The following is a 24,596-nucleotide window of genomic DNA, read 5'->3' as shown; positions in this document are numbered from 1 at the left end:
CCGCTATCGGGCGAACTTTTAGATAATGCCCCGGTTCATGCTTTCAGAAGCCTTTTGATTGGTCCGGATGAAGCCAGAGACAGCATGGCTGCGGACTTCAACTGGGCCATCGGCGGGGAAGCCGGCGATGGCATCGACTCGACGGGGAAGATCTTCGCGCAAGCGCTCTCCCGAGCGGGTCGACACGTGTTCACGTCGAAGGACTTCGCGTCCCGGATTCGCGGCGGCTACACCGCGTATAAGGTTCGCACGTCCGTCGACAAGGTACAGAGCGTCGTCGACCGACTGGACGTGCTGATCGCGTTGACGCCCCGGACCATCGAGGAGAACCTGGACGAGCTCCACGACGGTTCGGTGATCATCTACGACGGCGAGCGGACGACGATGCAGGACGTCGAGATCCCCGGCGAGATGGTGGGGCTCGACGTGCCGCTCAAGCGGCTGGCCGAGGAGGCCGGCGGGGCCATCATGCGCAACGTCGTCGCGCTCGGGGCGGCCTGCGAGGTGACGAACTTCCCGATCGAGAACCTCGACTCGGCGCTGACGAAGCGCTTCAAGGACAAGGGCCAGCAGCTCGTCGACAACAACAAGGAGGCGGCCCGCGCGGGTCAGGAGTACGTCGCCGAGGAGTACGACCACGAGTTCGACTACGACCTCGAGACGACCGACGAGGACTACGTCCTGCTCAACGGCGACCAGGCGATCGGCATGGGCGCCATCGCGGCCGGCTGCCGGTTCTACGCCGGCTACCCCATCACGCCCGCGACGGACGTGATGACCTACCTGAAGGGCCGCATCGAGCAGTTCGGCGGACACGTCATCCAGGCGGAGGACGAGCTCTCCGCGATCAACATGGCGCTCGGGGCTGCCCGCGGGGGCGCGCGCTCGATGACCGCCACCTCCGGCCCCGGGATCGACCTGATGACGGAGACGTTCGGCCTGATCGCGACCTCGGAGACGCCGCTGGTCATCTGTAACGTGATGCGCTCGGGTCCCTCGACCGGGATGCCGACGAAGCAGGAGCAGGGTGACCTCAACGGCATGCTGTACGGCGGCCACGGCGAGGTGCCGCGGTTCGTCCTCGCACCGACGACCATCGCGGAGTGCTTCTGGAAGACCGTCGAGGCGTTCAACCTCGCCGAGAAGTACCAGATCCCGGTGTACCTCACCGCGGACCTCTCGATGGCGGTCACCGAGCAGACGTTCACGCCGGACACCTTCGACATGGACGAGGTGGAGGTCGACCGCGGCTTCGTCGTCGACGAGGCCGACATCGACGAGCACCTCTCCGAGTCGGGCGGGTTCCAGCCGCACGAGATCACCGAGGACGGCATCTCGCCGCGCGCGTTCCCCGGCACGTCGGGCGGCGCGCACATGTCCACCGGCCTGGAGCACGACGAGCAGGGCCGCCGGACCGAGGACACCGAGATGCGCGTCGAGCAGGTCGACAAGCGCAACCGGAAGGTCGAGACGGCCGAGGCGCGCGAGGACTGGAGCCCGCGCGAGTTCGGGAACCCGGACGCCGACAACCTGGTCATCACCTGGGGGTCGAACGAGGGGGCGCTCGCGGAGGCGCTCGACCTGCTCGAGGAGAGCGGGATCGACATCCGCGTGCTCTCGGTGCCGTACATCTTCCCGCGGCCGGACCTGTCGGACGCGGTGGCGGCGGCCGACCAGACGATCGTCGTGGAGTGTAACGAGACGGGCCAGTTCGCGGACATCGTCGAGCACGACGTGCTCGAGCGCGTCGACCGCGTCAACAAGTACACCGGCGTGCGGTTCAAGGCCGACGAACTCGCAGAGGAGATCAGGGAGTCCCTCGCGACGGGGGTGGAGGCGTAACCAATGAGCTCAGACATCCGATTCACCGACTTCAAGTCCGACAAGCAGCCGACGTGGTGCCCGGGTTGCGGCGACTTCGGGACCATGAACGGCATGATGAAGGCCCTCGCCGAGACGGGCAACGACCCCGACAACACCTTCGTCGTGGCCGGCATCGGCTGTTCCGGCAAGATCGGCACGTACATGCACAGCTACGCGCTTCACGGCGTTCACGGACGCGCGCTACCCGTCGGCACGGGCGTGAAGATCGCCCGCCCCGACATCGAGGTGATGGTCGCGGGCGGGGACGGCGACGGCTACTCCATCGGCGCGGGTCACTTCGTCCACGCCGTCCGGCGCAACGTCGACATGACGTACGTCGTGATGGACAACCGCATCTACGGGCTGACGAAGGGGCAGGCCTCGCCGACCTCGCGCGAGGACTTCGAGACCGCCACCACGCCGGAGGGGCCGAAGCAGCCGCCGGTTAATCCCCACGCGCTGGCGCTGGCGTCCGGCGCGACGTTCATCGCGCAGTCGTTCTCCTCGGACGCGCTCCGCCACCAGGAGATCGTGCAGGAGGCCGTCGAGCACGACGGCTTCGGCTTCGTGAACGTCTACTCGCCGTGCGTCACGTTCAACGACGTGGACACCTACGACTACTTCCGCGACAACCTCGTGGACCTCAAGGAGGAGGACCACGACCCGACCGACCGCGAGGCGGCGAAGGACGTCATCCTCGACCAGAACAAGGAGTATCAGGGCGTCGTCTACAAGGACGAGGACTCGGTGCCGTACCACGAGCAGCACGGCGTCGACGAGGACATGTCGATCATCCCCGACGGCGCGCCCCAGGGCGCGACCGACCTCGTCCGCGAGTTCTACTGACCCGCCGTCCGCAGCCTTTTCCGCGGCGTCGAGAGTTCGTTAGCGACCGGCGCGTTTCCGCGTCGGCAGCGGGCGTCTCGAACCCCGCCGCGTCACTCCGCGCCCTGATGCTCGACGGTCTCCATCAGGTCCAGGAGCGTCGCCTTCTCGTCGACCGCGGCCGGATGGAGGCCGACGAGGACCACCACGTCGCCCTCGTGGGCGACGGTCGCGAGGTGGATGCGGAGCGGCACGTCCTCTCCGTTCACCTGCGTGGTCGTCGCGAAGGTCGTCACCTCGGTCTCCGTGCCGAGAACGGTCCGCGTCTCGGAGCCGACGACCTCCACGTCGCTGGCGTTGAGGTTGGCCGAATCGCCGGCCCGGTCGAGGACGCGCTGGACCAGCTCCTCGTTCGAGAGCCGCACGACGGGGTTGACCGACTGCCCGGCGATCGTCGCGTCGGGCGTCGACGCGACCGTGAGCGAGGCCTGCCGCTCGCTACTGGGGTAGGTCGCGGTCCACGAGGTGGCCGTGACGTCGGCGCTCACACCGGCGACCTCGACGGATTCGTTGATCGTGAACGGTTCCGGCTCCATGGGCTCGTAGCCCGCCTCGGAGAGCGCGCCGTCGGGCACGCTCGCGGGCGAGGACTCGAAGCTGTACGCGCCGCCCGTACAGCCGGCGAGCAGCACGACGACCGCGAGTGCGGCGACGATCTTGGTTCGCATGGGTACCAGTAATCGCGTCAAGCGGTATAAACCCCGCGCGGCCGCGGCGGCGCGTCGCCGTTTCCGTCCAGCGGTCGGCGTCGACGGTCGGCGGCGGCGGTCGGGGCGTCGGTCGCGAAACCCGTCGACTCGCGGAGGACACGACGCTTCAGCAATACTGATAAATCGCGGGCATCACCTTCGGCTATGAGCGACCGTTTCGACGTGGTCATCGCCGGAGCCGGCCCCGCGGGCGCACAGTGTGCCCGCGACCTCGCCGCGCGGGACTACGACGTCCTCGTGCTCGAGACGGAGCCGGAGTCCGAGTTCCCGCGTCAGAGCAACAAGTCGACCGCGGGGACGTTCCCCTCCATGATGTCGTCGTTCGGCGTGCCCGACGACGTGGTGATGCAGTTCACCGACGACGTGGTGTTGGAGTCGCCCAACCGTCACTACGTCCAGCACCAACCGGGCGCGGTCCTGGAGTTCGCGGAGTTCAAACAGTGGCTGGTCTCGGACGGCCGCGAGAAGGGCGCCGAGTACCGCTTCGACGCCCGCGTCTCCGCGCCGATCACGGAGAACGGCGACGTCGTCGGCGTCCGCTACGGCGGCGACGAGGAGGTCCGCGCGGAGATCGTGGTCGACGCGACCGGTCCCGCGGCGCCGCTGGCGAAAAAGCTCGACGTCGTGGATCTGAAGCGGGAGAACCAGGCGATCGGCATCGAGTGGGAGATGGAGGGAGTCGACGTGAATCATCCCGACTACGCGGACCTCCGCGGCGCGATGATGCTCCGGCTCGACCACGACATCGCACCCGGCGGCTACTCGTGGATCTTCCACACCGGCGGCGACACCGCGAAGGTCGGGCTCTGCTACATCCAGAACGACCGCCACCGCGAGTTCGCCGAGGAGGGGACGACCATCGACGGCTATCTCGAGAAGTGGCTCGACCGGGACCCCCGGTTCCGGAACGCCGAGAAGATGGACGGGAAGGTTCACCGGGGCTCCGCGCACATCCAGCTGCCGACCGGCCTGAGCACGGACTCGTTCATGGCGGTCGGCGACACGGTCCCCACTATCGACCCGCTCTGGGGGGAGGGGATCCACAAGGGGATGCAGTCCGGCCGCGCGGCCGCCGCGACGGCGGACCGCTGTCTGACCGGCGAAGTCGACACCTCCGCGGCCGCGATGGCGACGTACGACGACCTCTGGCACTCGAAGGTCGCGCCGAACGCCCGCAGGCGGCTGCTGATGACGGAGCTTCTGTACCTCGCCCCCAACGACCGGTACGACCGCCTGATGGCAGACCTGGGGGAGACGAACGAGGACGTGCTCGCGGCCGTCAACGGCGGAAACCCCGCCGCGCTGCGGCGGCTGATCCACCTCGACGACCTGCCGCTGCTCGTCGGGTTCGCGAAGGACCGCTGGCTGGGGAACTGAGGCGCCCGCACTCCGGCACCTCGGGGCCCGACCTCGTTCGATCCCCGCCACAATTTCTTTCACCCGACGCGCCGACCGTTCGACCATGACCGACGAGATCGAGGTCACGACGGTGGAGGGCGTTCCGACCGCCGGCGACGTGCCGACGCTCGGCGGGATGCCGATGCTCGGCTACGGGACCTGGAAGCTGGAGGACCCGGCGGCGTGCGTCGACGCGGTCGAGACCGCCCTCGAGATGGGCTATCGCCACGTCGACACGGCGCAGGCGTACGGCAACGAGAGCGAGGTCGGCGACGCCATCGCGAACTCGCACGTCGACCGCGAGGAGGTGTTCCTCGCGACGAAGGTGTGGATCGACAACCTCGCGGGCGAGGACGTCGTCGAGACCGCCTACGACAGCCTCGAGAAGCTCGGCACCGACCACGTCGACCTGCTGTACGTCCACTGGCCGTCCCGGAGCTACGACGCCGCGGAGACGCTCGCGGCCTTCGACGACCTCGTCGACGAGGGGGTCACCGACCGCATCGGCGTCTCCAACTTCGAGCCCGACCAGCTCGCGGAGGCCTGCGAGCTGACCGACGCGCCCATCTTCGCCCACCAGTTCGAGTGTCACCCCCTGCTTCCCCAACAGCACCTGCTCGACGCCTGCGAGGAGCACGACGTGCACCCGGTCGCCTACTCCCCGCTCGCGCGCGGGTCGGTGCTGGACGTCCCCGAGGTCGCGGACGTGGCGGCGAAACACGAGGCGACGCCCGCGCAGGTGTCGCTCGCGTGGCTCCGCCAGCGCGGCGTGACGGCCATCCCGAAGGCGGCCAGCGAGGGGCACATCCGCGACAACTGGGGGTCGCTCGCGGTGCGGCTCGACGACGACGATATGGCGAAGCTGTCGAGCATCGACCGCACGGAGCGGCAGGTCGACCCCGGCTTCGCGCCGTGGAACTGACGGCGGAGTGAGACGACTCCGGTCGAGTCGGGCGAGTCCGCGCGGGAAGGCACAAAGTTCACGTCGCCTCGGGTGAGAGTAGCGGGCGATGGAACGACGGTCACCGGGGCTGCTCGGCGCGATCCGGATCGACGTGTTGCGGCTCCACGAGACGTGGATGGAGCTGCTGTTTCCCCGCCAGCTGGACGCGAGCCACGTCCTCGGCAAGTGGAAGCCCGAGACGGCCCCGCAGAAGGTCGGCTACTACCTCTGGGCGGCGCTCGGCCTCCTGCCGGTGCTCGTCGGCTACCCGCTCCTGCTCGTGGGGTTCGCGACGCGCCACTACGCGGGACGGCTCGACTCCGCGGTCACGCGGATCGGCGTGCTCGGCGTGGTCGGCGTCGCGACGCTCGTCTGGGGCGCCCTGACGGTCGTCACGCGGTTCCAACTCTCCACCGAGGCCTTCCTCGCTGTCGGGGCCGCGAGCGTCGTCGCGGTCGCGGCGGCGGGCTTCGCGGCGCTGTTCGCGAAGGTCGGCGGCCGGATCACCAGCGTCCTGCTCGCGTATCCCGCGGCGATGACGGCGCTGTTCCTGCCGCCGGTCGTCGCGGCGCTGTTCACCCCCTCGCTCGGGAACGTGATCTTCCCGAACAGCACCGAGCTGGCGATCTGGATCCTCGACACCCTGCTCGCGGTCGGCGGGATAAACGAGTGGCTCCGCGCCAACTTCACGCTCGAGGGCACCGGCTACGTCCTGATGTGGCTCGCGCTGTCCGTGCCGGCCGGCTGGCTGCTCGGCCTGCTCGTCGCGCTCGCGGACCTGATCCGACCGCAGTCGGACGGCTGAGAGGGCGTCGAGCGCGTACGCCGAGGACGGTCTCCGACGGATATCGGGCACGACGGGTCGTTCGTCCACCGCATTTATCGTGTCACCACACGATCGTTTACGGATGAGCGCTCGCGCTATCGTCCTCGGACTCGGGACTGCGATCACGACCTTCCTGTTGGCCGGGGCCGCGACGATCGAACTGTTGGGCGCCGGAGAAGCGCCGGGAATCGGTATCATCGGCGTGTTTGTCGGCTTCGTCGCCGGCTTGCTGGCGGGCGGGATCACCGGGGTCTACGCCGACCGACTTCCAGGAATCGCCGCGTCGGCGCTCCACGCGTACGCGGCCTTCGGGATCGCCTTCCTCGCGATCGCCGGACTGCGATACGTCAACGTGCCGTCTGCGGACGCGGTGTTCACGTTTCCCGTTCACGTCGGCGCGAGCCTCGTGATCGCGATCGGGATCGGGCTAGTAGTCGCCCGTGAGCGCCTCACCGAGCGGACCACGGCCGCTTGAACGGTACCGGACCGGTGCTCCTCGCGGGACCGCCGACTGCCGACCCGCACGCGCGGAGTCTCAGTCGGCCTTCGCTTGCCAGTCCCGAACCGTATCCGGCCCCACGCCGTCCACGTCCGCGGCCAGGTCCTCGGCGTCCGCGTCCTTGAGGTCGGAGACGGACTCGACGCCCGCGCCCTCGAGCTTCTCGGCGGTCTTCTCGCCGATGCCCTCGACGGCCTCCAGTTCCGACCCGTTCTGTCGGGCCTGGTACTCCCGGTAGTTGCAGATCGGACAGCCGAGCTCCCACGGCTCGTCGCCGGAGTGGACCCGGAGGTGCGGGAGGTCGTGTTCCTCACAGGTCTCGTCGGTCACCTCGATCTCGCCGCGCCGGGGGAGCGGGAGCGAGTAGTCGCAGTCCGGGTAGCGCGTACAGCCGACCAGCCGGGAGCCGGAGCGGAGCTGTTTGATCGCCAACTCGCCGCCCTCTTCCTCGCCGCACTCCGGACAGACGCCGATCACCTCGTCGTCCTGCTCGTCCGCCTCGTCGGCCTTACACTGCGGGCAGCCGTGGACGAACGTCTTGCGCCCGGCGAGCATCTTCACGTGCGCGAGCCCGTGCTCCTCGCACTCCTCGTCGAGGATCAGGGGCTTCCCCGTGGAGGGGAGCGGGAGTGTGTACTCGCAGTCGGGGTAGCCGTCACAGCCGACGAAGTAGGAGCCGTGCCGGGACTTTCGGACCAGCAGATCCTCGCCGCACTCCGGGCAGGGGCCGAGCGTCTTGTCGGCCTTCAGCGAGTCGCGGAGGTGGTCCCCGACCTCCTCACGGGACTCGGTCAGCTCAGCGAACACCGTCTCCAGCAGCTCGCGGGACTCCTCGGTCACCTCCTCGTAGGTGGTCTCGCCGTCCGCGATGGCGCGCATGTCCGCCTCCAGCTGGGCGGTCATCTCCTCGGAGACGACCCGGTCCGCGAACTGCTCGGCGGCCTCGACGACCGCCTCCGCGAGCCGCGTCGGCCGCGGCGGGTCGTTCTCGATGTAGCCGCGGTCGTAGAGCTTTTCGAGGGTGCCGTGGCGCGTCGCCTTCGTCCCGATGCCGAGCTCCTCCATCTTCTCGATGAGCCGCGACTGGCCGTAGCGCCGCGGCGGCTGGGTCTCCTTCGCCTCGAGGGTCCGCTCGTCGAGCGCGAGCGTCTCGCCCTCCTCGACGTCGGGGACGACCGTCTCGCTGGAGGACAGGTACGGATACACGTCGTGGTAGCCCGGTTCGACGAGCCGCTTGCCGTTCGCCTTCATGCGGAGGCCGCCGTCCGCGGCGAGGGAGGGTTCGACCGCGTCCGCCTCGTCAGCCTGGGCGGGGTCCCGGAGGGCCGCGCGCGGGTCCGCCTCGGCGGCGATCTCGGTCGCCGCGCCGTTCGCGAGCGCGACCACGCGGAGGTGCTCCCACTCCGCCGAATCGGCGACGGTCGCGAAGAAGCGCCGGACGATCAGCTCGTACACCTCCCACTCGTCGTCCGAGAGGTCCGCGGCCGACGGGAGTTCGCCGGTCGGGTGGATCGGCGGGTGGTCGGTGGTCTCCTCGTCGCCCTCGGTGGGCTTGATCTCCTCCTGTTCGAGCAGGCCCTTCGCCTCGTCCGAGAAGCCCGAGTTCAGGAACGCCTCGAGCAGCTCGCGGGGGTCGAGGTCGTCCGGGTAGACGGTGTTGTCCGTCCGCGGGTAGGTGACGTAGCCGGCGGTGTACAGGTCCTCCGCGATGGACATCGCGCGCTGGGCGGTGTAGCCGAGCGAGCCCGCGGCGCGGATGAACTGCGTGGTGTTGAACGGCGCCGGCGGGTCGTCGGTCCGGGTGCGGCGGCTGACCGAGTCGACGGTCGCGCCCTCGGCCGCCCGGAGCGCCTCGTCGAGCGTCCCGGCGGTCGCCTCGTCCCAGACGCGCTCGGACTCGTTGCCGTGCGCGTTCTTGTAGAAGTACTGCGCCGAGAAGGGGTCCCCGCCGTCCTTCGTGAGGTCGCCGTACAGCTCCCAGTAGTCCTCGGGGTCGAACGCCTGTATCTCCCGCTCGCGGTCGACGATGAGCTTCAGCGTCGGCCCCTGCACCCGGCCGACGGAGATGAAGTCGTCGCCGAGCTGGCGGGCCGACAGCGAGAGGAACCGGGTCAGCGCCGCGCCCCAGACGAGGTCGATCACCTGCCGGGCCTCGCCGGCCGCGGCCAGGTCGAAGTCGAGGTCGTCGGGGTTCTCGAAGGCGTTTTTCACCTCGTTGTCGGTGATCGAGGAGAACCGAACCCGGTCGACCGGCGCGTCCTCGTTCACCTCGCGGACCAGCTCGTAGGCCTCCTTACCGATCAGTTCGCCCTCCCGGTCGTAGTCCGTCGCGATGACGACCCGGGAGGCGTTGCGCGCGAGCCGCCGCAGGGCCGCGACGATGCTCTCCTGTGTCGGCTCCTTGGTCGTCGGCGCGTCGATCAGCTCGACCGGCTCCACGTCGCGCCAGTCGTTGTACTCCGCGGGAAAGTCGACGCCGACGACGTGGCCCGACAGGCCGATACAGCGCTTTCCGCCCCACTTGTAGACGTTGACGCCGTTCATCCGGTCGGCCTCCGCGGACTCCCCGCTCAGGATGTCCGCGATGCGCCGCGCGGCGTTGTCCTTCTCCGTGATGATCAGCTCCGGACCCCGACTCATTGCGTCCCGCTACGCCGCTCCCCCGCCTAAACCTTTCGTGCCGGAACCGCCGAAAACCGCAAGCACACGCGGGGACGGGCGCGTCCGGGCACGACGCAGCCGCGCACTCGCCTCGCGCCGGCCCGCGTGCGCGAGGTGGATGGCGGAGGTCGGCGCCGCCGCGGTGGATGCCGTACCGGCCCCGCCTACCGGGACGCCGCCTCGTCGGAGAACGGCTCCCGCCCGAGCCCCTCACGCACGCCGAACTCCAGCGCGTCGACGACGTAGTGGGCGACGACGACCGCGGGCAGGCTCCCGGTCGCGACGAACAGCGCGCCGAGCGCGGCGCCGAGTAGCGCGGCGACCGCCACGCCGAGCCGGCCCTGCGCGCCGTGTCCGAGCCCGAACGCGACTGACGAGCCCGCGACGAGGAGCCACGGGTCGAGCCCCAAGCCGACGGCCAGCGCGCCCACGAGCGCGCCCCGGAACGCAGCCTCCTCGGTCGCGGCGATGACGGGGACGACGACGCCGAGGAGGAGCCCCCACTCGCCGCGAGTCGTCGGCGCCATCGCCTCGCGGAGCCGAGTCGACGGGCTGTACCCGGCCCGGCGCGCGAGCGCGGCCGCGGCCTCGTTGCCGAGGTACAAAAGGACGCCGGCGACGGCGCCGACCGCGAGGAGGCGGGGCGTCGCGGCGTCCGGTGCGAGGCCGAACGCCGCGGCGGGCACCTCGGTCCACCACGCGAGCGCCGCGAGCGCCGCGAGCGCGAGCGCCTGCGAGACCGCCACGTTCGCCAGGAGCGCGCGCGTGGTGAGGACCGGACGCGGTGGATCGGCGGCGGCGGGTTCGGAGACCGCTCCCGCCGGTTCGTCGACGCCGACGATCCGGACGCGGTCGAGCGTTCGCCGCGACCGGTGCGTCAGAAACAGCAGGGCGGCGGTCAGCAGGCCGACCCCGACGGCGAAGGCGGTCCAGTCGGTCATGGGTAGCGTGATGAGTCGGTGAGAAACGTCGGAAAACGGGACCCGGCGCTACTGCGGGCTGGGGTTCGAGGAGCCGGCGACGCCCCCCTCCTTCAGCGCGGAGCCGGTGATCGACTTGAGGCGGGCGACCAGCGAGTCCTTGTCGGGTTCGCCCTCCAGGGCGATGTCGAGGACCTCGCTGATGTGCGAGACCGGGATGATCTCGATCATCTCGCGGTACTCGTCCTCGATCATCACGTCCTGCTCGTTGGCCTTCGGGATGATCACCCGGGTACAGCCGGCCTTCGCGGCCGCCTCGATCTTGTGGGTGACGCCGCCGACCGGGAGCACGTCGCCGCGGACCGACAGCGAGCCGGTCATCGCGAGGCTCTGGTCGACGCCGATGTCCTCCAGCGCGGAGATGACGGCGGTCGCGACCGTGATGGACGCGGAGTCGCCGTCGACGCCCTGCTGGCCCGTCTGGATGAACTGGATGTGGATGTCCTTCTCGGAGATGTTCTCGTCGGAGAACTTCTTGATGATCGCCGAGACGTTCTGGACGGACTCCTCGGCCATCTCCTTCAGCTGCCCGGTGGCGATCACCTGGCCGCCGCTCTGCGTGGGGGTGACCTCCGCCATCACGGGGAGCATGATGCCCGAGTCCTCGCCCATGACGGCGAGCCCGTTGACGCGGCCGGTGACGTACCCCTCCGAGACCTGCAGCTCGTAGTCCTTGCGGCGCTCGATGTAGTCGTCCGCGAGCTGCTGCTCGATGGAGCGGGAGCGGCCCTTCGCCGACAGCACGTGGTCGCGGGTGGTGTAGTCGGCGTCCTCGCCGCGGGCGATGTCGCCGGCGACGCGGACCAGCCCGCCGAGGTTCCGGAACAGGAGCGTGAGGTGCCCCTTCCGGCCGGAGCGGCGCTTCGCCTCGAGGATGACCTCCTCGACGGCCTCCGCGGTGAACTCCGGCAGGCGGCCGTCCTTCGCGACCTCCTGGGCGATGAACCGGACGTACTGCCGGCGCATCTTCGGGGTGTCCTCGATGGTGTCCTCCATGTACACCTCGTAGCCGTACCCCTTGATCCGGGAGCGCAGCGCCGGGTGCATGTTCTCCATCGCGTCGAGGTTCCCGGCCGCGATCATGACGAAGTCCGTCGGGACGGGCTCGGTCTGGACCATCGCGCCCGAGGAGCGCTCGGACTGGCCCGTGATCGAGAACTCGCCCTCCTGGATCGCCGTCATGAGGTGCTGCTGGCTGCGGATGTCGAGCGTGTTGATCTCGTCGACGAACAGCACGCCCTTGTTCGCCTGGTGGATGGCGCCGGCCTCGACGCGGTCGTGGCTCGGCGTCTCCATCCCGCCGGACTGGAACGGGTCGTGGCGCACGTCGCCCAGCAGCGCGCCGGCGTGGGCGCCGGTGGCGTCCTCGAACGGCGCGGTCTGGGTGTCGGCGTTGTTCACCAGCAGGTTCGGCACCATCGCGTCCGAGCCGCGGTTCATGTAGCGGAACGCGAGGTAGATGATCCCGGCCGCGAGGATGCCGAGCAGGATCTGGCTGGTGATGATCAGCGCGTAGCCGAGCACCACCGCGATGATGATCCACATCAGGAAGCTCCGCATCTGGTTGCGCTTGCGGGCCTCCTCCTTGTGGGCCTCGACGATCTGTTCGCCCTTGCCGGCGGGGACCGTCCGGACCTTCGGCTTGTTGCCGTCGTCCGGATTGTGGTAGACCAAGACGTCCTGAAGCTCCTCCTTCGGGAGCATCTCGGCCATCGCCTTCGCGAGCATCGACTTCCCCGTCCCCGGGGAGCCGATCATCATCACGTGGCGGCGCTGCTTGGCCGCCTTGATGATCACGTCGCGGGCGTGTTCCTGCCCGATGACCTGGTCGACGAGCCGGTCCGGGATCTCGATCTCCGACGTGGAGTCGATCTTGAGCCCGCCCAGCAGGTCGTCCTCGTCCGGGTCGTCCTCGATCTCGGCGCCCTCGACCTCGACGGTGCTGCCGAGCTCGTCGATACCCCCGTCGTCGTCGACCGGGCTCTCGTCGACCGGACCCTCACCGACCGGGTCCTCGTCGACGCCATCCTCGGCCGCGCCGCCGCTCCCGAGCGAACCGTCCCGGCTCGCGGGTGCGGTCGGATCGTCGCCGGTGTCCGCTTCGCCGGTGTCCGGCGGATCCTCCGCCGGCGGGACGGCGTCGTCCCCGTCCCGACCGTCGGCGGCGTCCGAGTCGGGGTGCTCGTCGCTCACGGGCGCGTCGTCCCCCTCGCGGCCCCCCTCGGTCGTGTCCTTTTCGTTGCTCATAGAATCGAGTGTCGCTACTGAAAACGTGGCGACGGCGATTGATATACTTTCTCCCCGAGTGCGCGAGGGCTACCGGGACGTAGACGGCTTCGTCACCATTTCTACCGGCCGAACGCGCCATCGCGGGCGACCCGCCGTATTTATAAATCGCCCGCGTCCAACTGGCGCGTATGCGGGGGTTCTACATCGGACGCTTTCAGCCGTTCCACGACGGCCACCGCCACATGGTCGAGGAGATCGCCACGGAGGTCGACGAGCTCGTTCTTGGAATCGGCTCCGCGGGCGACTCCCACTCCACGCGCAACCCCTTCACCGCCGGCGAGCGCGTGATGATGGTGACCAAGGCAGTCGAGGAGCTCGACCTCACCACCTACGTCGTCCCCATCGAGGACCTCGACCGCAACTCCGTCTGGGTGAGCCACGTCGAGAGCATGACCCCGAAGTTCGAGGTGGCCTACTCCAACAACCCCCTCGTCGTCAGGCTGTTCGAGGAGGCTGGCGTGGAGGTCCGCGGCTCCCCCATGTTCAACCGGGACGTGCTGGAGGGGACCGAGCTCCGCGAGCGAATGATCCACGGCCGCGACTGGGAGTCGCTCGTCCCCGAGGCCGTCGTGAACGTGATCGAGGAAGTCGGCGGCGTCGCGCGCATCCAGCGCGTCGCCGAGACCGACACCAACGGGGAGTGACCGTGATCACGCTCGCCTCCGACTTCGGTCCCCCGTACCCCGCCGCGATGCGCGGCGTCGTCCGGCGCCGCACCGACGCCGAGCTCCTCGACGTGAGCCACGACCTCCCGCGCGGCGACGTGCGCGCGGGCGCCTTCTGGCTCCGCTTCCTGCTCCCCGAGTTCCCGCCGGCCGTCCACTGTGCGGTCGTCGACCCCGGCGTCGGCACCGACCGCGCCGCCGTCGTCGTCCGCGCCGGCGATCACGCGGTCGTCGCGCCGGACAACGGGCTCGCGATCCCAGCGGCTCGACGCCTCGCCGCCGGTAGACGGGGCGGTCCCGTCGACGCTCCCACCGAGGACGACCCGGGGATAGCGGTGTTCGCCATCGACGCCCCCGAACCGGACTCCGCGACGTTCCACGGTCGGGACGTGTTCGCGCCCGCGGCCGCGGACGTCCACGACGCCGGCGTCGACGATCTCGCGGCCGTCGACCGGATCGCCCCCGCCGAGGACTACGTGGACCTCTCGCTGCCGACCGCGACCGTGGACAGAAACGCGGCGGGCGAACCGGTGTCGGCGGTCGGCGAGGTGATGGTCATCGACACCTTCGGCAACGTCATCACCAACGTTCCGGGCGCGGTGTTGGACGGCGTCGAGTCGGTCGAGGTGAACGGCGAGCGCGTCCCGGTCGGCGAGACGTTCGCGGACGTCGACCGCGGCGAGCGCCTCGTCACGGTCGGGAGCCACGGCTACGTGGAGTGTGACGTAAACGACGGCCGCGGCGACGAGCGCTTCGGGCTCGGGTCGCGGTCCCCCATCCAGCTCGTGTTCTGACCGGCCGCAGTCGGCCGCGCCGCAGGAGCCCGCGCTCCCGGCGACCGCGGGCCGAGCGCCCCGCTACCGCTCGGCGTCCGCAGCCGTGCCCTCCGCGGGCTTCGCCTCGTCCGCGTCGGCGCCCTCGCGGACGAACACGACCGGACACTCGGCGTTCATCATCACCTGGTGGGAGGTGCTGCCGAAGACGGCCTTGCCCGTGGAGGAGCGCTTGCGGCCGCCGACGAACAGCATGTCGGCGTCCCGGTCGTCGACGACGCCGAGGATCCCCTCCACCGTCGGCTCGACGGTGCTCTCGACCTCGTGACGCACGCCGGCGTCCTCGAGCGCGTCGGTGAGACAGACGACGCTCTCCAGCCGCTCGGCCACCTGATCGGGCTCGGGCGGGTCCTCCGGGTCGTAGCCCGCCTCCGTGACGCCCTCCCGAAACGCTCGTTCGGAGAAGGCGTGGTACAGCACCACGTCCGCGTCGCTCGGCTCGGCGACGTCGATCACCGTCTCGGTCAGCTGGCGGATGCGCGACTCCTCGGTCGGGCCGATGGCGACGACGAGGGTTTGGAGGCTCATACCCGCTCTTCGTGACGCCGGCGTAAATGGATCCGGATGGCGGCGACGGCAACGTATTTCGTCCCGGTGGTCCAACTGTCGGTCGATATGGACGACGCCCCGCACCGCGACGCCCGCTACCTCGCGGGGTCGCCGGTCCGGATCGCCGTGTTGCGCGAACTCGACGCGGAGCCGCGACGCCCCGCGGCGCTGACCGAGCGCGTGGACGCGACGCGCACGACGGTCCAGCGGATCCTCGCCGGCTTCCGCGAGCGCGACTGGGTCCGCAAGGCGGACGCGCGGTACCGGCTCACCGCGACCGGGGACCGCGTGCGGGCCGCCTACGAGGACCTGCTCGCGGAGGCCGACCGCGCCCGCGAGGTCGGGCCCCTCGTCGCGAACGTCGACGCCTTCGAGGCGGGGCTTCCGCCGGCCGCGCTGGAGGCCGGCGAGGTGACCGTCGCGGACGACCGGGACCCGTTCGCCCCGGTCGACCGCTTCCTCGACGTGTTCGCGGGCGCCGCCGGCGGTCACGTCCGGGCGGTCTCCCCCATCGTCAGCCGCGCGTTCAACGAGTCGGCCGTCGAACTGCTGGACGCGGGGACGACGATCGACCTCGTCATCGACCGAGGGGTGCTGGCGGCCTCCGAGAGCGACTTCGAGCCGGCGCTGCGGCGGGCGATCGAGGACGGCTCCGTCTCCGTGTACGTCCACCCGGAGCCGATCGAAACCGGACTCTGCGCGTTCGGGGACACCGCCTGCCTCGCGGCCTACGACGACGGCGGCAACATGCGCGCGCTGCTGTCGTCCGACGCCCCGGTGGTCCGGAACTGGGTCGGCGACCGCATAGACGACGCGCTGGAGCGCTCGCGACCGCTCGCGGACGTCCTCGACGGCGAGGGGACGACCTCCGACGACCCGACGCCCTGACCGCACGGCGTCGGAGACGCCGCTGGCGGTCGACGTGAGCGCGGAGAACGGTGGGTCGGTGTGGGGACCGAGCGCCCTGCGGAGGGCCGAATGCGGGCACCGGCACCGCTGCCGGGCCGGTCGCCGCTTCGCGGACGACTGGCGATGAACGGTCGCCGGCCGCCGTACCTATACTTACTTGCGGTCGGTCGTCTTCGGATCCGATACAGTTACAGGGTCTGTAACACCCGGGTCGCCGTCCCGTCCGTCCTCGCTCTCGTCCGCCAGCGCGTCCTCGTTCACGTCCCCGAGCGCGTCCTCGAGCCCCCACTCGGCGGCGCGCTCGGCCGCCTCCTCGCGGGCCTGCTCGCGGATGGCGGCGACGCGGTCGTCGTCCGCCAGGAACGCGGCGACCGCGTCGCCCCCGTCGGGGGACTCCTCGCGTCGATCCGCCGGGGCGGCCTCGCGGGTTCGGTCGGCCAGGTCTGGGTCGCCGGCCAGCTCCGCGGCGGGCGCGCCCGGCGCGACCCGCAACGCCCGCGTCTCGTGTGCCTCGGCCAGCGCAGACGGCGGCAGCCGGTACAGCTCGATCCGGATGGGGCCGGGACCCGCGAGCGCCGCGAGGGCGTCGGCGCCGCCGTCGTCGGTCGCCGGGTCGTACGCGAGCACCGGCACGCCGTCGGCGAAAGTGAGAACGCCGCGCGCCTCGCCGTCGAGCAGCAGCGTCTCCCCCGGCGCGACGGTCGCGTAGCCGGTGAGCCGGTCCTCCAACGCGGTCCGGAGGAGCGTCGCGGGGTCGGTGACGACGCGCGATCGGAGCAGCTCCCCGCGCGGGATGTGGAGCTCGTCCGCCGCCTCGGGCGCGTCGCTCCCGCCGGCGTCCTCGGGCGCATCGCTCCCGCCCGCGGTCTCGCTCCCGTCGTCGGTCGGCCCGCCCGCCTTCCTCATGGGCGGTCGGGGACGACGGCGCTCCGGAAGCGGTCCGCCAGCGCGCCCGCGCCGTCGTCGGCCGGTTCCCCCACCCCGGGCGGGCCGTCGGGACGCACGTCGAGCCGGTCAGCGGCCCGGCGGTAGGCGGCCGCGGCGTCGCTGTCGGGCGCGTGCGCCAGCAGCGGCTCGCCCGCGCGGCGCGCCTCGCGGACGGACTCCGAGGCGGGGACCTGCGCCAGCGTCGGCCCGCCGAAGCGGCGCTCCGCCTGCTCGGCGACGCGGTCGGCGTCCCCGCGGACCTTGTTGAACAGCACGCCCGCGGTCCCCGTGCCGTACGAGCGAGCGTACTCCTGCACCTTCAGCCCGTCCGAGAGCGCGGGGATGGTGGGCTGGACCACGACCACGGTCCGGTCGGCCAGCACGACCGGCAGCACCGCGGACTTCGAGCCGAGCGCGGCCGGCGAGTCCAGAAGCACCACGTCGGCGTCGCGACCCAACTCGGCGACCACGTCGCGGAGTCGCCCCGGGTCCGCCGCCTCGAAGGCCGTGAGCGAGGTGCCGCAGGGGACGACCGTCATCCCGAACCGCTCGTAGGTCGCCTCCGCGACGCCGGTGCCGGTCCCCTCGACCAGCAGGTCGTGCAGCGTCACCTCCACGTCGTCCAGCCCGGCGTGGAACAGCAGGTTCGCCATCCCGGTGTCGGCGTCGACGACCGTCACGTCGTACGCCTCGGCGAGCGCCATCCCCAGCGCGAGCGTGCTGGTGGTCTTGCCCGTCCCGCCCTTGCCGCTGGCGACCGCGAACGCCTCGACCATGGGGGCTCTCCCGCCTTCTCGGTTAAAAATTATCCGCTCGGCCGCCGTCGAAAAGGTCGCCGGCCGACCGACGGCCGTCGGGGAGGCCGAGCGCCCCGAGGTCCACGTGGGTACGCAGCAGGTCCGCGGCGCGGTCGTGCGGAGACCCGGCCGCGTCGGCGTCCGCGCGCGCGAGCGCTTCGGCCCGGTCCCGTCCGGCGGCGGCGAAGACGGCGTCCACGAACGCCTCCCGGGGCGTGTCGTTCTCGAACAGCCCGTGGAGGTAGGTGCCGAGGACGCCGGCGCGGTCGCCCCCGCGGTCGACCGCGGTCCCGAGCACCGCATCCGCACGTCCGTCGTGCCCGGTCGCGTTTTCCGTCGGCGAAAAGGGGAACCGGACCGCGCCCTCGTCGATGTCCGGCGCGAGCCGCGTCTCGCCCATGTGGATCTCGTACCCCTCGACCGGCCCCGAGGCGCCCGCGAGCGGTCCGGCCCCGTCGAGGTCGAGCGTCGTCGCGACGACGCGCTTGTCGGCGCTGAAGGCTGTCTCGACCGGGAGCAGGCCGATGCCCGCCACCGTCTCGCGGTCGCCCGTCCCCTCCACGTCCGCGCGCAGGATGCGCTCGCCGAGCATCTGGTAGCCGCCGCAGAGGCCGACGACCGGCCCCGAGACGCCCCGGAGCGCGTCGACGAGGCCGGCCTCGCGGAGCGCGATCAGGTCGTCGACGGTGTTCTTGGTGCCCGGCACCACGACCGCGTCGGCGTCGGCGAAGGGGTCGGCAGCCACGGACCCGTCCTCCCGGTCGGTGTCCCGGACCGGAACGTACGCCACGCGGACGCCCGGTTCGGCGGCGAGCGGTTCCAGGTCCGTCACGTTTGAGGCGCGCGGGAGCCGCGGGACCGCGACCGTCACCGCCAGCTCCGCCGGGACGCCGTCGTCGGCGCCGCGGACCGCGCGCTCGCCCCGCGCCGGGAGCGCGACGCTGTCCTCCTCGGGGAGTCCGGGGTCGTCGTGGGGAACCACGCCCAGCACCGGCACGCCGGTCCGGTCCTCGAACTCCTCGATCCCGGGCGCGAGCAGCGAGCGGTCCCCGCGGAACTTGGTGATCACGGCCCCGATGACGCGCTCGCGGAGGTCGTCGGGCAGGAGCTCCAGCGTCCCCACGAGCGACGCGAAGACGCCGCCCCGCTCGATGTCCGCGACGAGCAGGATCTGAGCGTCCGCGACCCGCGCCGTCTCGACGTTCGCCAGGTCGCGGTGCTGGAGGTTGATCTCGGCGATGGAGCCGGCGCCCTCCGCGACGACCACGTCGTGGGCGCTCGCGAGGCGCGCGTGGGCCGCGACCGCCGCCGCGCGGGCGTCGTGCCAGTGCTCGTCGTAGTAGTCGCCGGCCGCGTAGTGGGCGACCGCCTCGCCGTTCAGCACCAACTGCGACTCCCCGCCGCCGCGGGGCTTCAGGAGGACGGGGTTGTGGTCCGTCTCCGGGCGGACGCGCGCGGCGCGGGCCTGCACGTACTGGGAGACGCCGACCTCGCCGAAGCCCGTGCCGGCCGCGGCCTCGTCCCGGCCTTCGTCCGTTCCGTCGACCTCGGCCGACTTCGGCACCGCCCGCGCGTTGTTCGACATGTTCTGGGCCTTGAACGGCGCGACGGAGACGCCGCGGTCGGCGAGGACCCGACAGAGCCCGGCCGCGACCGTCGACTTGCCGACGTGGGAGGCCGTGCCGGCGACGAGGAGCGTGCGGGCCGGTCGGCCGCCCGACTGCTCGTCCCCTCCGGCCATGCGCTAAAACTCCGTGCCCATGCGGGCGCGCTGGCCCTCGTCGATGGGGTGTTTCTCCTTGGCGACGCGGGTGATCAGGTCCGCCTCCTCGTAGAGGTACTCGGGCTTCGCGTGGCTGCCCGTCACCACGAGTTCGAGCGACGGCGGCTTGGCCTCGATCAGGTCGAGCACGTCCGACTCCTCGAGCAGCCCCTTGTCGACCGCGTACAGCACCTCGTCGAGGATCAGGAGGTGGACGCCGTCCTCGGCCTCGCCGTCGAGCGGCAGGGGGGCGTCGAGGTCGGCGTCGGCGGCCGCGTCGATCAGGTCTCGCGCGCGGGCCAGTCCGCCCTGCGCCTTCGCGGCGTGGTCGTCGTCCGCGGAGCCGTCGCGGAAGCCGTGCCAGCCGTAGTGACCCGTGTTCTCATAGGAGAAGCCCGGCACCGCGGCGATGGCGTCGTACTCGCCCCGGACCGCCTCGACGGAGTCGGCGCCGCCCTTCATGAACTGGAGCATGTGGACCCGGAAGCCGTGGCCCGCCGCGCGGAACCCCATCCCGAGCGCCGCGGTCGTCTTCCCCTTCCCGTCGCCCCACCACGCCTGCACCAGGCCGAACTCCTCGGGCGCGCGCGCCTCGATGCCGCGCGCCTCCGGCGTGACACCCCCGCCGGGGGTCCCGCGCTCCCAGGCGCGGTCGCGTCTGTCCCCGTCGTCCCCGCCGCCTCGTTCGCGCGTGCCGTCCGCGTTGTCCATGCGAGTTGGATCGACACAAGCGGACTTGAATGGGTCGGAACGGGTCGGACCTCGACCCTCAGACAATAGTTTAGACATGTCTAATTTTTCTATTCGATAGAAGTCCTTTTGTATCTCTACTACCCACGGTCCGATAATGAGTAAGATAGAAACGACCGCCGTCCGGGGGGACACCCTCACCCGGCGACGACTGCTCGCGGCGGGCGCGAGCGGGCTCGCCGCCGGCGCGGCGGGGTGTCTGAACGGCACCGCCCTCGGGTCGACCGGGGAGACCGAGGGGCCGCGCGCGGTCGCCTCCTTCTTCAGCTTCTACGACTTCGCACGGGAGGTGGCCGCGGACACGCCCGTGACCGTCGAGAACCTCGTCCCGACCGGGCTCCACGGCCACGGCTGGGAGCCGGACGCGAGCGTGACGCGCGACATCCTCGAGGCGGACGCGTTCGTTCACGTCGGCGCCGACTTCCAGCCGTGGGCCGACCGCGCCATCGAGACCGTTCACGACGACGGGGCGGACACGGACCTGATCAACGTCCGGGAGGGCGTCGACCTGATCCCGCTCGCGGAGAGCCTCGACCGCGACGAGGAGGGCGTCGGCGACGACCGCGCGCTCGACCCGCATTTCTGGCTCGACCCGACGCGGGCGGCGACCGCGGTCGACAACATCGTCGAGGGGTTCGCCGAGTCGTTCCCGGACCACGAGGCGACGTTCCGCGCGAACGGCGACGCCTACACGGAGAACGTGCTCGCGGCCGTCGACGAGCGCTACGCCGCGACGTTCGACCGCGCCGACCGCGGGGTCGTCCAGCTGGCGGCTCACAACGCGTTCGGCTACGTCTCCGACCGCTACGACGTGGAGATCCGGCCGCTCGTCGTCAACCTCGCGGCCAGCGGCGACGTGAAGCCCTCCGACATCCGGCGCGCGAAGGAGGTCATCGACGCCAACGACATCCGGTACGTGGGCGCCGGCGTCTTCGAGAGCCGGAAGCCGGCCGAGCAGCTGATCGCCGAGACCGGGGTGGAGGCGTACTTCCCCGTCACGCCCTACGCCGGGGTCCGCGAGGACTGGGTCGAGGCGGGGTGGGGGTACGAGGAGATCGCCGACAACGTCAACCTGCCTACGTTCGACGTGGTGCTCGGCAACGTCCCGCCCGAAGAGGCCGGGCCGGAGGGGTGGGCCGAACAGTGGAGGAACTTCGAATGAGCGGTGCGGGATCCCCCACCTCTTCGCCACTCGTCGCCCTCGAGGACGTCTCGTTCGCGTACGCCGCGACGCCGGTGATCGAGGACGTGTCGCTGCGCGTCGCGGCGGGCGAGTACGTCGCGGTCGTCGGCCCGAACGGCTCCGGCAAGTCGACGCTCCTGCGCCTGATCCTCGGACTGGAAGAGCCCGACGCCGGGAGCGCCCGGCTGTTCGGCGAGCGCGCGGCCGGCTTCGACGCCGGCGAGCGCGTCGGCTACGTCGCACAGGGCGCCCGCGACGCCTCCTCGATGCCGATCACCGTCCGCGAGGTCGTGAAGATGGGTCGGTTCCCGCACGTCGGGTTCGGGCGGCTCTCGCCGGACGACTGGGCCGCGGTCGACGACGCCATCGCCACGGTGGGGATGGAGGCGTTCGCTGATCGGCAGATAACGAAGCTCTCGGGCGGGCAACGCCAGCGGGCGTTCATCGCCCGGGCGCTGGCGAGCGACGCCGAGCTGCTGGTCCTCGACGAGCCGACCGTCGGCGTCGACGCCGAGTCCGTCGAGGCGTTCTACGACCTGCTGGACGCGCTCAACGACCGGGGCATCACGGTCCTCCTGATCGAGCACGACCTCGGCGCGGTGACCGACCATGCCGAGCGCGTGGTGTGTCTGAACCGCGAGGTCTACTTCGACGGGCCGACCGAGGCGTTCCTCGACAGCGACGCGCTGGCGCGGGCGTTCGGCGCGACCGCGGGCCTCGTGGCCGACGCGGAGGGATCCCCGCCCAGTGACGGGGAACGGGCCGGCACCGCGTCCGGCTTCGGGACGCCGCCGAGGGGTGAGGACCGATGATTGACGCCCTCCTCGCGCCGCTCTACTGGCTGCTTTCGGCGTGGTCGTGGCTCATGTTCCGGCTCGCCGAGGTCACCGGGCTCGGCCTGCTCGACTACCCGTTCATGCACCGCGCGCTCCTCGTCGGGCTCTGCATCGGCGTGATGGCGCCGCTGATCGGGACGTTCCTCGTCCACCGGCAACTGGCCCTGATCGGGGACGCGCTCGCGCACACCGCGTTCGCGGGCGTCGCGGTCGGGCTGTTCCTGAACGCCGTCCTCGACTTCGGCGTCTCGCCGTACCTGACCGCGGTGATCGTCGCGATGATCGCGGCGCTCGCCATCGAACTCATCTCGGAGGTGACGGACGCGTACAACGACGTATCGATGGCCATCGTGCTCTCGACGGGGTTCGCGCTCGGGACCGTCCTGATCAGCCTCAACGCGGGCGGCCTCTCGGTCAGCGTCGACCAGTACCTCTTCGGCAACCTCGCGACCGTCGCCGCGGACGACGCGGCCCTGCTTGTGGTGCTGTTCGCCGTCATCGTCGGCACGGTCGCGGTCGCGCGCAACCAGCTGCTGTACGTCACCTTCGACGAGACGGCCGCGCGCGTCGCCGGGATCCGCGTGAACTGGTACAACCGCGCAACGGTCGTGCTCACGGCGATGGTGGTCGTCGGCGCGATGCAGATCATGGGCGTCATCCTCGTCGCCGCGATGCTCGTCGTGCCGGTCGCCGCCGCCACCCAGGTCTCGCGGAGCTTCACCGGCGCGCTCCTCTCCTCCGTCGTGCTCGCGGAGCTGGCGGTGATCCTCGGCATCGGCGTCTCCTACTACGCGGAGGCGACCGCGGGCGGCGTCATCGTGCTGGTCGCCGTCGGCATCTACCTCTGCTGTGTGGCGGCCGGCAAACTCCGCGCGGGGCGCGCCGAGGAGGCCGAAGCGCCGGAACTCGACGCGATGGCGGCCGACCGCGAGGCGGCGGACGACTGAGAGAAGCGTCGGTCGGCCGATCAGTCCTCGTCGTCGGACTCGGTGACGGGGACCGCATCGGCCGCGCCGGTCTTGGGGATCTCCACCTGCAGCGTGCCGGACCGTTTCAGCGTCGCGGCCGCGCCGTCGGGGTTCACGTCCGCGTCCGCGGGGAGGTCGGCGCTCCCGGACAGCGTCGTGCCGCGGCCGGGGAAGACGGTCTCGAAGCCCGCGCGCGGTTCGCGGAACCGCTCCATGGTCACCTCGATCGTGTGGTCCGAGAAGCGGACCTCCACGTCGTCGCCGCGGACGCCCGGCGCGTCGAAGACGACGAGGTAGGCGTCGTCGCTCTCCAGCAGGTCGGAGTCGAGCGGCCGGCGCTCCTGCACGTGGCTCCAGCCGCGGCCGACCTTCGAGAGCGCGCCGCGGACCGCCGCGCGCCCGGTGTCGAGGAGCCGCCCCATCTCACACCTCGATCTCGGCGAGTTCCGAGCCGCCGCAGTAGGGACACGAGAGGTCCGCGACGGAGTGGTCCTCGGGGACGTCGTAGGTGTAGTGGTTCTCGAACATGTCGAGCTCGCAGTCGGCGTTCTCGCACTTGATCTCCTTCGTCGAGGGCATGCCCGAAGGTTGGGTCGCGGCCGGCTTAAGTGCCGTGGGGCGGTCACGAGACTCATGAGTGGTGGACTCATGATAGGGGAGCTGAGCTGTCGGCGCGCGCGAGAAACGCGCGCGAGGGAGCTCGCAGCCGCGGTCGCGCAGCGGGGCGGTCGCGCGACCGCGGCTGCAGCGAGGCTGGGGAGGTGTGAGGCTGCGGTGCGGTTGTGGTGCGGTTGCGGGGCGGTCGCGGTGCGGTGCTGTGGGTGGGACTGAAAGGGGCAGTCGGCTCGGTCCGGCCCCGGCACCGCAAGCACCGCAGCGGGCGGTGTGGAGAGCGAGGTGCGCAGCGCGTGTCGCGGCCGGTCGAGCCGGCTGGGGCTTTCTGGGTGGTGCTGTCCAGATCAGCAGGATCGACAGTAGTTTCAAAAACGTCGTACGGAGAGCCAGCGGGGACTTTTGAGACGGGGTTGACCCTACCTTTCGGGTCAGAGATGGACGCTTACTCCTCGTCTCGCGACTCGTGGACGTTGTACGCGCCGCGGGCGTACGGGTCCTCGCGTGGGTCGTAGTCGCGCTCGTCGCGCTCGAACAGGTAGGCGAAGAAGCCGAAGAAGGGGACGAACAGGCTGACCGCCGCCCACTTCCGCGCGTTCATCCCGTGCCGGGCGGCGTCGCGGTAGGCGTACCCGGCCATCCCGACGAGCCACAGCGCGGGGAGGCCGATCAGGATGGCGCCGACGAGCGCGTCCATACGTCCCCTTCGGCCGCCGCGGTCGTAAGTCCACCCCCTCCGCGCCGTCGGCCC

Annotated in this window: 24 protein-coding genes; 12 read left to right on the top strand and 12 right to left on the bottom strand. The window is 71.0% G+C overall.

The window, feature by feature from the left end; translation table 11 throughout:
• The first annotated feature begins 84 nt into the window (after nt 1-84).
• Both ACQE3L_RS03285 and ACQE3L_RS03280 read left to right on the top strand, forming a co-directional pair.
• Nucleotides 85-1,842, top strand: a complete 1,758-nt coding sequence (locus tag ACQE3L_RS03285; RefSeq protein WP_426962356.1) for a 2-oxoacid:acceptor oxidoreductase subunit alpha — start codon at nt 85-87, stop codon at nt 1,840-1,842.
• A 3-nt stretch (nt 1,843-1,845) separates the two neighbouring features.
• A complete protein-coding gene (locus ACQE3L_RS03280) occupies nt 1,846-2,709 on the top strand; it encodes a 2-oxoacid:ferredoxin oxidoreductase subunit beta (RefSeq protein WP_426962355.1) in 864 nt (287 codons plus the stop codon).
• 92 nt (nt 2,710-2,801) lie between these two features.
• Here ACQE3L_RS03280 and ACQE3L_RS03275 read toward each other — a convergent pair whose 3' ends face one another.
• Nucleotides 2,802-3,416 (bottom strand): DUF6517 family protein, encoded by a 615-nt coding sequence (locus ACQE3L_RS03275; RefSeq protein ID WP_426962354.1) that lies wholly within the window; start codon nt 3,414-3,416, stop codon nt 2,802-2,804.
• Nucleotides 3,417-3,602: 186 nt separating this feature from the next.
• Between ACQE3L_RS03275 and ACQE3L_RS03270 the strand changes: the two genes are divergently transcribed.
• The 4 genes from ACQE3L_RS03270 to ACQE3L_RS03255 all read left to right on the top strand — a co-directional run bounded on the left by ACQE3L_RS03270 (nt 3,603) and on the right by ACQE3L_RS03255 (nt 7,100).
• A complete protein-coding gene (locus tag ACQE3L_RS03270; protein WP_426962353.1) occupies nt 3,603-4,835 on the top strand; it encodes a digeranylgeranylglycerophospholipid reductase in 1,233 nt (410 codons plus the stop codon).
• Between the two features lie 85 nt (nt 4,836-4,920).
• Nucleotides 4,921-5,778, top strand: coding sequence for an aldo/keto reductase (locus ACQE3L_RS03265; protein WP_426962352.1), 858 nt, complete (start codon nt 4,921-4,923; stop codon nt 5,776-5,778).
• Nucleotides 5,779-5,866: 88 nt separating this feature from the next.
• Complete coding sequence (locus tag ACQE3L_RS03260; protein WP_426962351.1) at nt 5,867-6,604, top strand: hypothetical protein; 738 nt, start codon at nt 5,867-5,869, stop codon at nt 6,602-6,604.
• Nucleotides 6,605-6,707: 103 nt separating this feature from the next.
• Nucleotides 6,708-7,100, top strand: coding sequence for a DUF8147 domain-containing protein (locus ACQE3L_RS03255; protein ID WP_426962350.1), 393 nt, complete (start codon nt 6,708-6,710; stop codon nt 7,098-7,100).
• A 60-nt stretch (nt 7,101-7,160) separates the two neighbouring features.
• Here the strand turns inward: ACQE3L_RS03255 and ACQE3L_RS03250 are convergent, their stop codons facing one another.
• From ACQE3L_RS03250 to lonB, 3 genes are all read right to left on the bottom strand, one after another.
• Nucleotides 7,161-9,764, bottom strand: a complete 2,604-nt coding sequence (locus tag ACQE3L_RS03250) for a DNA topoisomerase I (RefSeq protein WP_426962349.1) — start codon at nt 9,762-9,764, stop codon at nt 7,161-7,163.
• 185 nt (nt 9,765-9,949) lie between these two features.
• Nucleotides 9,950-10,726: a CPBP family intramembrane glutamic endopeptidase gene (locus ACQE3L_RS03245; protein WP_426962348.1), complete on the bottom strand. Its 777-nt coding sequence runs from the start codon at nt 10,724-10,726 to the stop codon at nt 9,950-9,952.
• A gap of 48 nt (nt 10,727-10,774) precedes the next feature.
• Nucleotides 10,775-13,012 carry an ATP-dependent protease LonB gene (gene lonB / locus ACQE3L_RS03240; protein WP_426962347.1) on the bottom strand — a complete coding sequence of 746 codons (2,238 nt, stop codon included), beginning with the start codon at nt 13,010-13,012 and terminating at the stop codon, nt 10,775-10,777.
• 170 nt (nt 13,013-13,182) lie between these two features.
• Here lonB and ACQE3L_RS03235 point away from each other — a divergent pair, with 170 nt between their 5' ends.
• Together ACQE3L_RS03235 and ACQE3L_RS03230 are read left to right on the top strand one after the other, a co-directional pair.
• Nucleotides 13,183-13,698: a nicotinamide-nucleotide adenylyltransferase gene (locus ACQE3L_RS03235; protein ID WP_058365518.1), complete on the top strand. Its 516-nt coding sequence runs from the start codon at nt 13,183-13,185 to the stop codon at nt 13,696-13,698.
• A gap of 2 nt (nt 13,699-13,700) precedes the next feature.
• Nucleotides 13,701-14,513, top strand: coding sequence for an SAM hydrolase/SAM-dependent halogenase family protein (locus tag ACQE3L_RS03230; protein ID WP_426962346.1), 813 nt, complete (start codon nt 13,701-13,703; stop codon nt 14,511-14,513).
• A 63-nt stretch (nt 14,514-14,576) separates the two neighbouring features.
• Here ACQE3L_RS03230 and ACQE3L_RS03225 read toward each other — a convergent pair whose 3' ends face one another.
• Nucleotides 14,577-15,080 (bottom strand): universal stress protein, encoded by a 504-nt coding sequence (locus ACQE3L_RS03225; RefSeq protein WP_426962345.1) that lies wholly within the window; start codon nt 15,078-15,080, stop codon nt 14,577-14,579.
• Nucleotides 15,081-15,167: 87 nt separating this feature from the next.
• Here ACQE3L_RS03225 and ACQE3L_RS03220 point away from each other — a divergent pair, with 87 nt between their 5' ends.
• Entirely contained in the window at nt 15,168-15,989 is an 822-nt protein-coding gene (locus tag ACQE3L_RS03220; protein ID WP_426962344.1) for a helix-turn-helix transcriptional regulator, read from the top strand.
• A gap of 174 nt (nt 15,990-16,163) precedes the next feature.
• On the opposite strand, the gene ACQE3L_RS03215 is transcribed toward ACQE3L_RS03220, so the two are convergent.
• Genes ACQE3L_RS03215 through ACQE3L_RS03200 form a run of 4 tightly spaced genes read right to left on the bottom strand, consistent with a single transcriptional unit; the run spans nt 16,164 to nt 20,207 of the window.
• The gene (locus ACQE3L_RS03215; protein ID WP_426962343.1) at nt 16,164-16,916 is read right to left on the bottom strand and encodes a DUF8054 family protein; all 753 of its coding nucleotides are present in this window, start codon (nt 16,914-16,916) and stop codon (nt 16,164-16,166) included.
• Nucleotides 16,913-17,713, bottom strand: a complete 801-nt coding sequence (locus ACQE3L_RS03210; protein ID WP_426962342.1) for a nucleotide-binding protein — start codon at nt 17,711-17,713, stop codon at nt 16,913-16,915. Before ACQE3L_RS03210 ends, ACQE3L_RS03215 begins: the two co-directional genes overlap by 4 nt.
• A gap of 22 nt (nt 17,714-17,735) precedes the next feature.
• Entirely contained in the window at nt 17,736-19,475 is a 1,740-nt protein-coding gene (locus tag ACQE3L_RS03205; protein WP_426962341.1) for a cobyric acid synthase, read from the bottom strand.
• Between the two features lie 3 nt (nt 19,476-19,478).
• Nucleotides 19,479-20,207, bottom strand: a complete 729-nt coding sequence (locus ACQE3L_RS03200; RefSeq protein WP_426962340.1) for a cob(I)yrinic acid a,c-diamide adenosyltransferase — start codon at nt 20,205-20,207, stop codon at nt 19,479-19,481.
• 136 nt (nt 20,208-20,343) lie between these two features.
• Here ACQE3L_RS03200 and ACQE3L_RS03195 point away from each other — a divergent pair, with 136 nt between their 5' ends.
• From ACQE3L_RS03195 to ACQE3L_RS03185, 3 genes are read left to right on the top strand one after another with little or no spacing between them, the layout of a single operon-like run.
• Nucleotides 20,344-21,408 carry a metal ABC transporter substrate-binding protein gene (locus tag ACQE3L_RS03195; RefSeq protein ID WP_426962339.1) on the top strand — a complete coding sequence of 355 codons (1,065 nt, stop codon included), beginning with the start codon at nt 20,344-20,346 and terminating at the stop codon, nt 21,406-21,408.
• On the top strand, nt 21,405-22,241 hold the full coding sequence (locus ACQE3L_RS03190) for a metal ABC transporter ATP-binding protein (RefSeq protein ID WP_426962338.1): 837 nt from the start codon (nt 21,405-21,407) through the stop codon (nt 22,239-22,241). The genes ACQE3L_RS03195 and ACQE3L_RS03190 overlap by 4 nt, the downstream gene beginning before the upstream one ends.
• A complete protein-coding gene (locus tag ACQE3L_RS03185) occupies nt 22,238-23,212 on the top strand; it encodes a metal ABC transporter permease (RefSeq protein WP_426962337.1) in 975 nt (324 codons plus the stop codon). The genes ACQE3L_RS03190 and ACQE3L_RS03185 overlap by 4 nt, the downstream gene beginning before the upstream one ends.
• A 20-nt stretch (nt 23,213-23,232) precedes the next feature.
• On the opposite strand, the gene ACQE3L_RS03180 is transcribed toward ACQE3L_RS03185, so the two are convergent.
• The 3 genes from ACQE3L_RS03180 to ACQE3L_RS03170 all read right to left on the bottom strand — a co-directional run bounded on the left by ACQE3L_RS03180 (nt 23,233) and on the right by ACQE3L_RS03170 (nt 24,542).
• The gene (locus ACQE3L_RS03180) at nt 23,233-23,655 is read right to left on the bottom strand and encodes an Hsp20/alpha crystallin family protein (RefSeq protein ID WP_426962336.1); all 423 of its coding nucleotides are present in this window, start codon (nt 23,653-23,655) and stop codon (nt 23,233-23,235) included.
• A gap of 1 nt (nt 23,656) precedes the next feature.
• Entirely contained in the window at nt 23,657-23,812 is a 156-nt protein-coding gene (locus ACQE3L_RS03175) for a DUF7559 family protein (protein WP_176696635.1), read from the bottom strand.
• Nucleotides 23,813-24,290: 478 nt separating this feature from the next.
• Nucleotides 24,291-24,542 carry a PLD nuclease N-terminal domain-containing protein gene (locus ACQE3L_RS03170; RefSeq protein ID WP_426962335.1) on the bottom strand — a complete coding sequence of 84 codons (252 nt, stop codon included), beginning with the start codon at nt 24,540-24,542 and terminating at the stop codon, nt 24,291-24,293.
• Nucleotides 24,543-24,596 lie beyond the last annotated feature (54 nt).

The organism is Haloparvum alkalitolerans (genome assembly GCF_050122995.1).
Taxonomy (GTDB): Archaea; Halobacteriota; Halobacteria; order Halobacteriales; family Haloferacaceae; genus Haloparvum; species Haloparvum alkalitolerans.
This window is presented reverse-complemented; position numbering and strand designations above follow the sequence as displayed.

What these genes read in the sequence shown, in the direction of transcription:
- ACQE3L_RS03190 (WP_426962338.1), top strand. Translation starts at nt 21,405, where the DNA reads ATGAGCGGTGCGGGATCCCCCACCTCTTCGCCACTCGTCGCCCTCGAG.
- ACQE3L_RS03170 (WP_426962335.1), bottom strand. Translation starts at nt 24,542, where the DNA reads ATGGACGCGCTCGTCGGCGCCATCCTGATCGGCCTCCCCGCGCTGTGG.
- ACQE3L_RS03225 (WP_426962345.1), bottom strand. Translation starts at nt 15,080, where the DNA reads ATGAGCCTCCAAACCCTCGTCGTCGCCATCGGCCCGACCGAGGAGTCG.
- ACQE3L_RS03260 (WP_426962351.1), top strand. Translation starts at nt 5,867, where the DNA reads ATGGAACGACGGTCACCGGGGCTGCTCGGCGCGATCCGGATCGACGTG.
- ACQE3L_RS03285 (WP_426962356.1), top strand. Translation starts at nt 85, where the DNA reads ATGGCTGCGGACTTCAACTGGGCCATCGGCGGGGAAGCCGGCGATGGC.
- ACQE3L_RS03255 (WP_426962350.1), top strand. Translation starts at nt 6,708, where the DNA reads ATGAGCGCTCGCGCTATCGTCCTCGGACTCGGGACTGCGATCACGACC.
- ACQE3L_RS03245 (WP_426962348.1), bottom strand. Translation starts at nt 10,726, where the DNA reads ATGACCGACTGGACCGCCTTCGCCGTCGGGGTCGGCCTGCTGACCGCC.
- ACQE3L_RS03265 (WP_426962352.1), top strand. Translation starts at nt 4,921, where the DNA reads ATGACCGACGAGATCGAGGTCACGACGGTGGAGGGCGTTCCGACCGCC.
- ACQE3L_RS03175 (WP_176696635.1), bottom strand. Translation starts at nt 23,812, where the DNA reads ATGCCCTCGACGAAGGAGATCAAGTGCGAGAACGCCGACTGCGAGCTC.
- ACQE3L_RS03195 (WP_426962339.1), top strand. Translation starts at nt 20,344, where the DNA reads ATGAGTAAGATAGAAACGACCGCCGTCCGGGGGGACACCCTCACCCGG.
- ACQE3L_RS03250 (WP_426962349.1), bottom strand. Translation starts at nt 9,764, where the DNA reads ATGAGTCGGGGTCCGGAGCTGATCATCACGGAGAAGGACAACGCCGCG.
- ACQE3L_RS03180 (WP_426962336.1), bottom strand. Translation starts at nt 23,655, where the DNA reads ATGGGGCGGCTCCTCGACACCGGGCGCGCGGCGGTCCGCGGCGCGCTC.
- ACQE3L_RS03220 (WP_426962344.1), top strand. Translation starts at nt 15,168, where the DNA reads ATGGACGACGCCCCGCACCGCGACGCCCGCTACCTCGCGGGGTCGCCG.
- ACQE3L_RS03200 (WP_426962340.1), bottom strand. Translation starts at nt 20,207, where the DNA reads ATGGACAACGCGGACGGCACGCGCGAACGAGGCGGCGGGGACGACGGG.
- ACQE3L_RS03205 (WP_426962341.1), bottom strand. Translation starts at nt 19,475, where the DNA reads ATGGCCGGAGGGGACGAGCAGTCGGGCGGCCGACCGGCCCGCACGCTC.
- ACQE3L_RS03235 (WP_058365518.1), top strand. Translation starts at nt 13,183, where the DNA reads ATGCGGGGGTTCTACATCGGACGCTTTCAGCCGTTCCACGACGGCCAC.
- ACQE3L_RS03270 (WP_426962353.1), top strand. Translation starts at nt 3,603, where the DNA reads ATGAGCGACCGTTTCGACGTGGTCATCGCCGGAGCCGGCCCCGCGGGC.
- ACQE3L_RS03185 (WP_426962337.1), top strand. Translation starts at nt 22,238, where the DNA reads ATGATTGACGCCCTCCTCGCGCCGCTCTACTGGCTGCTTTCGGCGTGG.
- ACQE3L_RS03280 (WP_426962355.1), top strand. Translation starts at nt 1,846, where the DNA reads ATGAGCTCAGACATCCGATTCACCGACTTCAAGTCCGACAAGCAGCCG.
- lonB (WP_426962347.1), bottom strand. Translation starts at nt 13,012, where the DNA reads ATGAGCAACGAAAAGGACACGACCGAGGGGGGCCGCGAGGGGGACGAC.
- ACQE3L_RS03210 (WP_426962342.1), bottom strand. Translation starts at nt 17,713, where the DNA reads ATGGTCGAGGCGTTCGCGGTCGCCAGCGGCAAGGGCGGGACGGGCAAG.
- ACQE3L_RS03275 (WP_426962354.1), bottom strand. Translation starts at nt 3,416, where the DNA reads ATGCGAACCAAGATCGTCGCCGCACTCGCGGTCGTCGTGCTGCTCGCC.
- ACQE3L_RS03215 (WP_426962343.1), bottom strand. Translation starts at nt 16,916, where the DNA reads ATGAGGAAGGCGGGCGGGCCGACCGACGACGGGAGCGAGACCGCGGGC.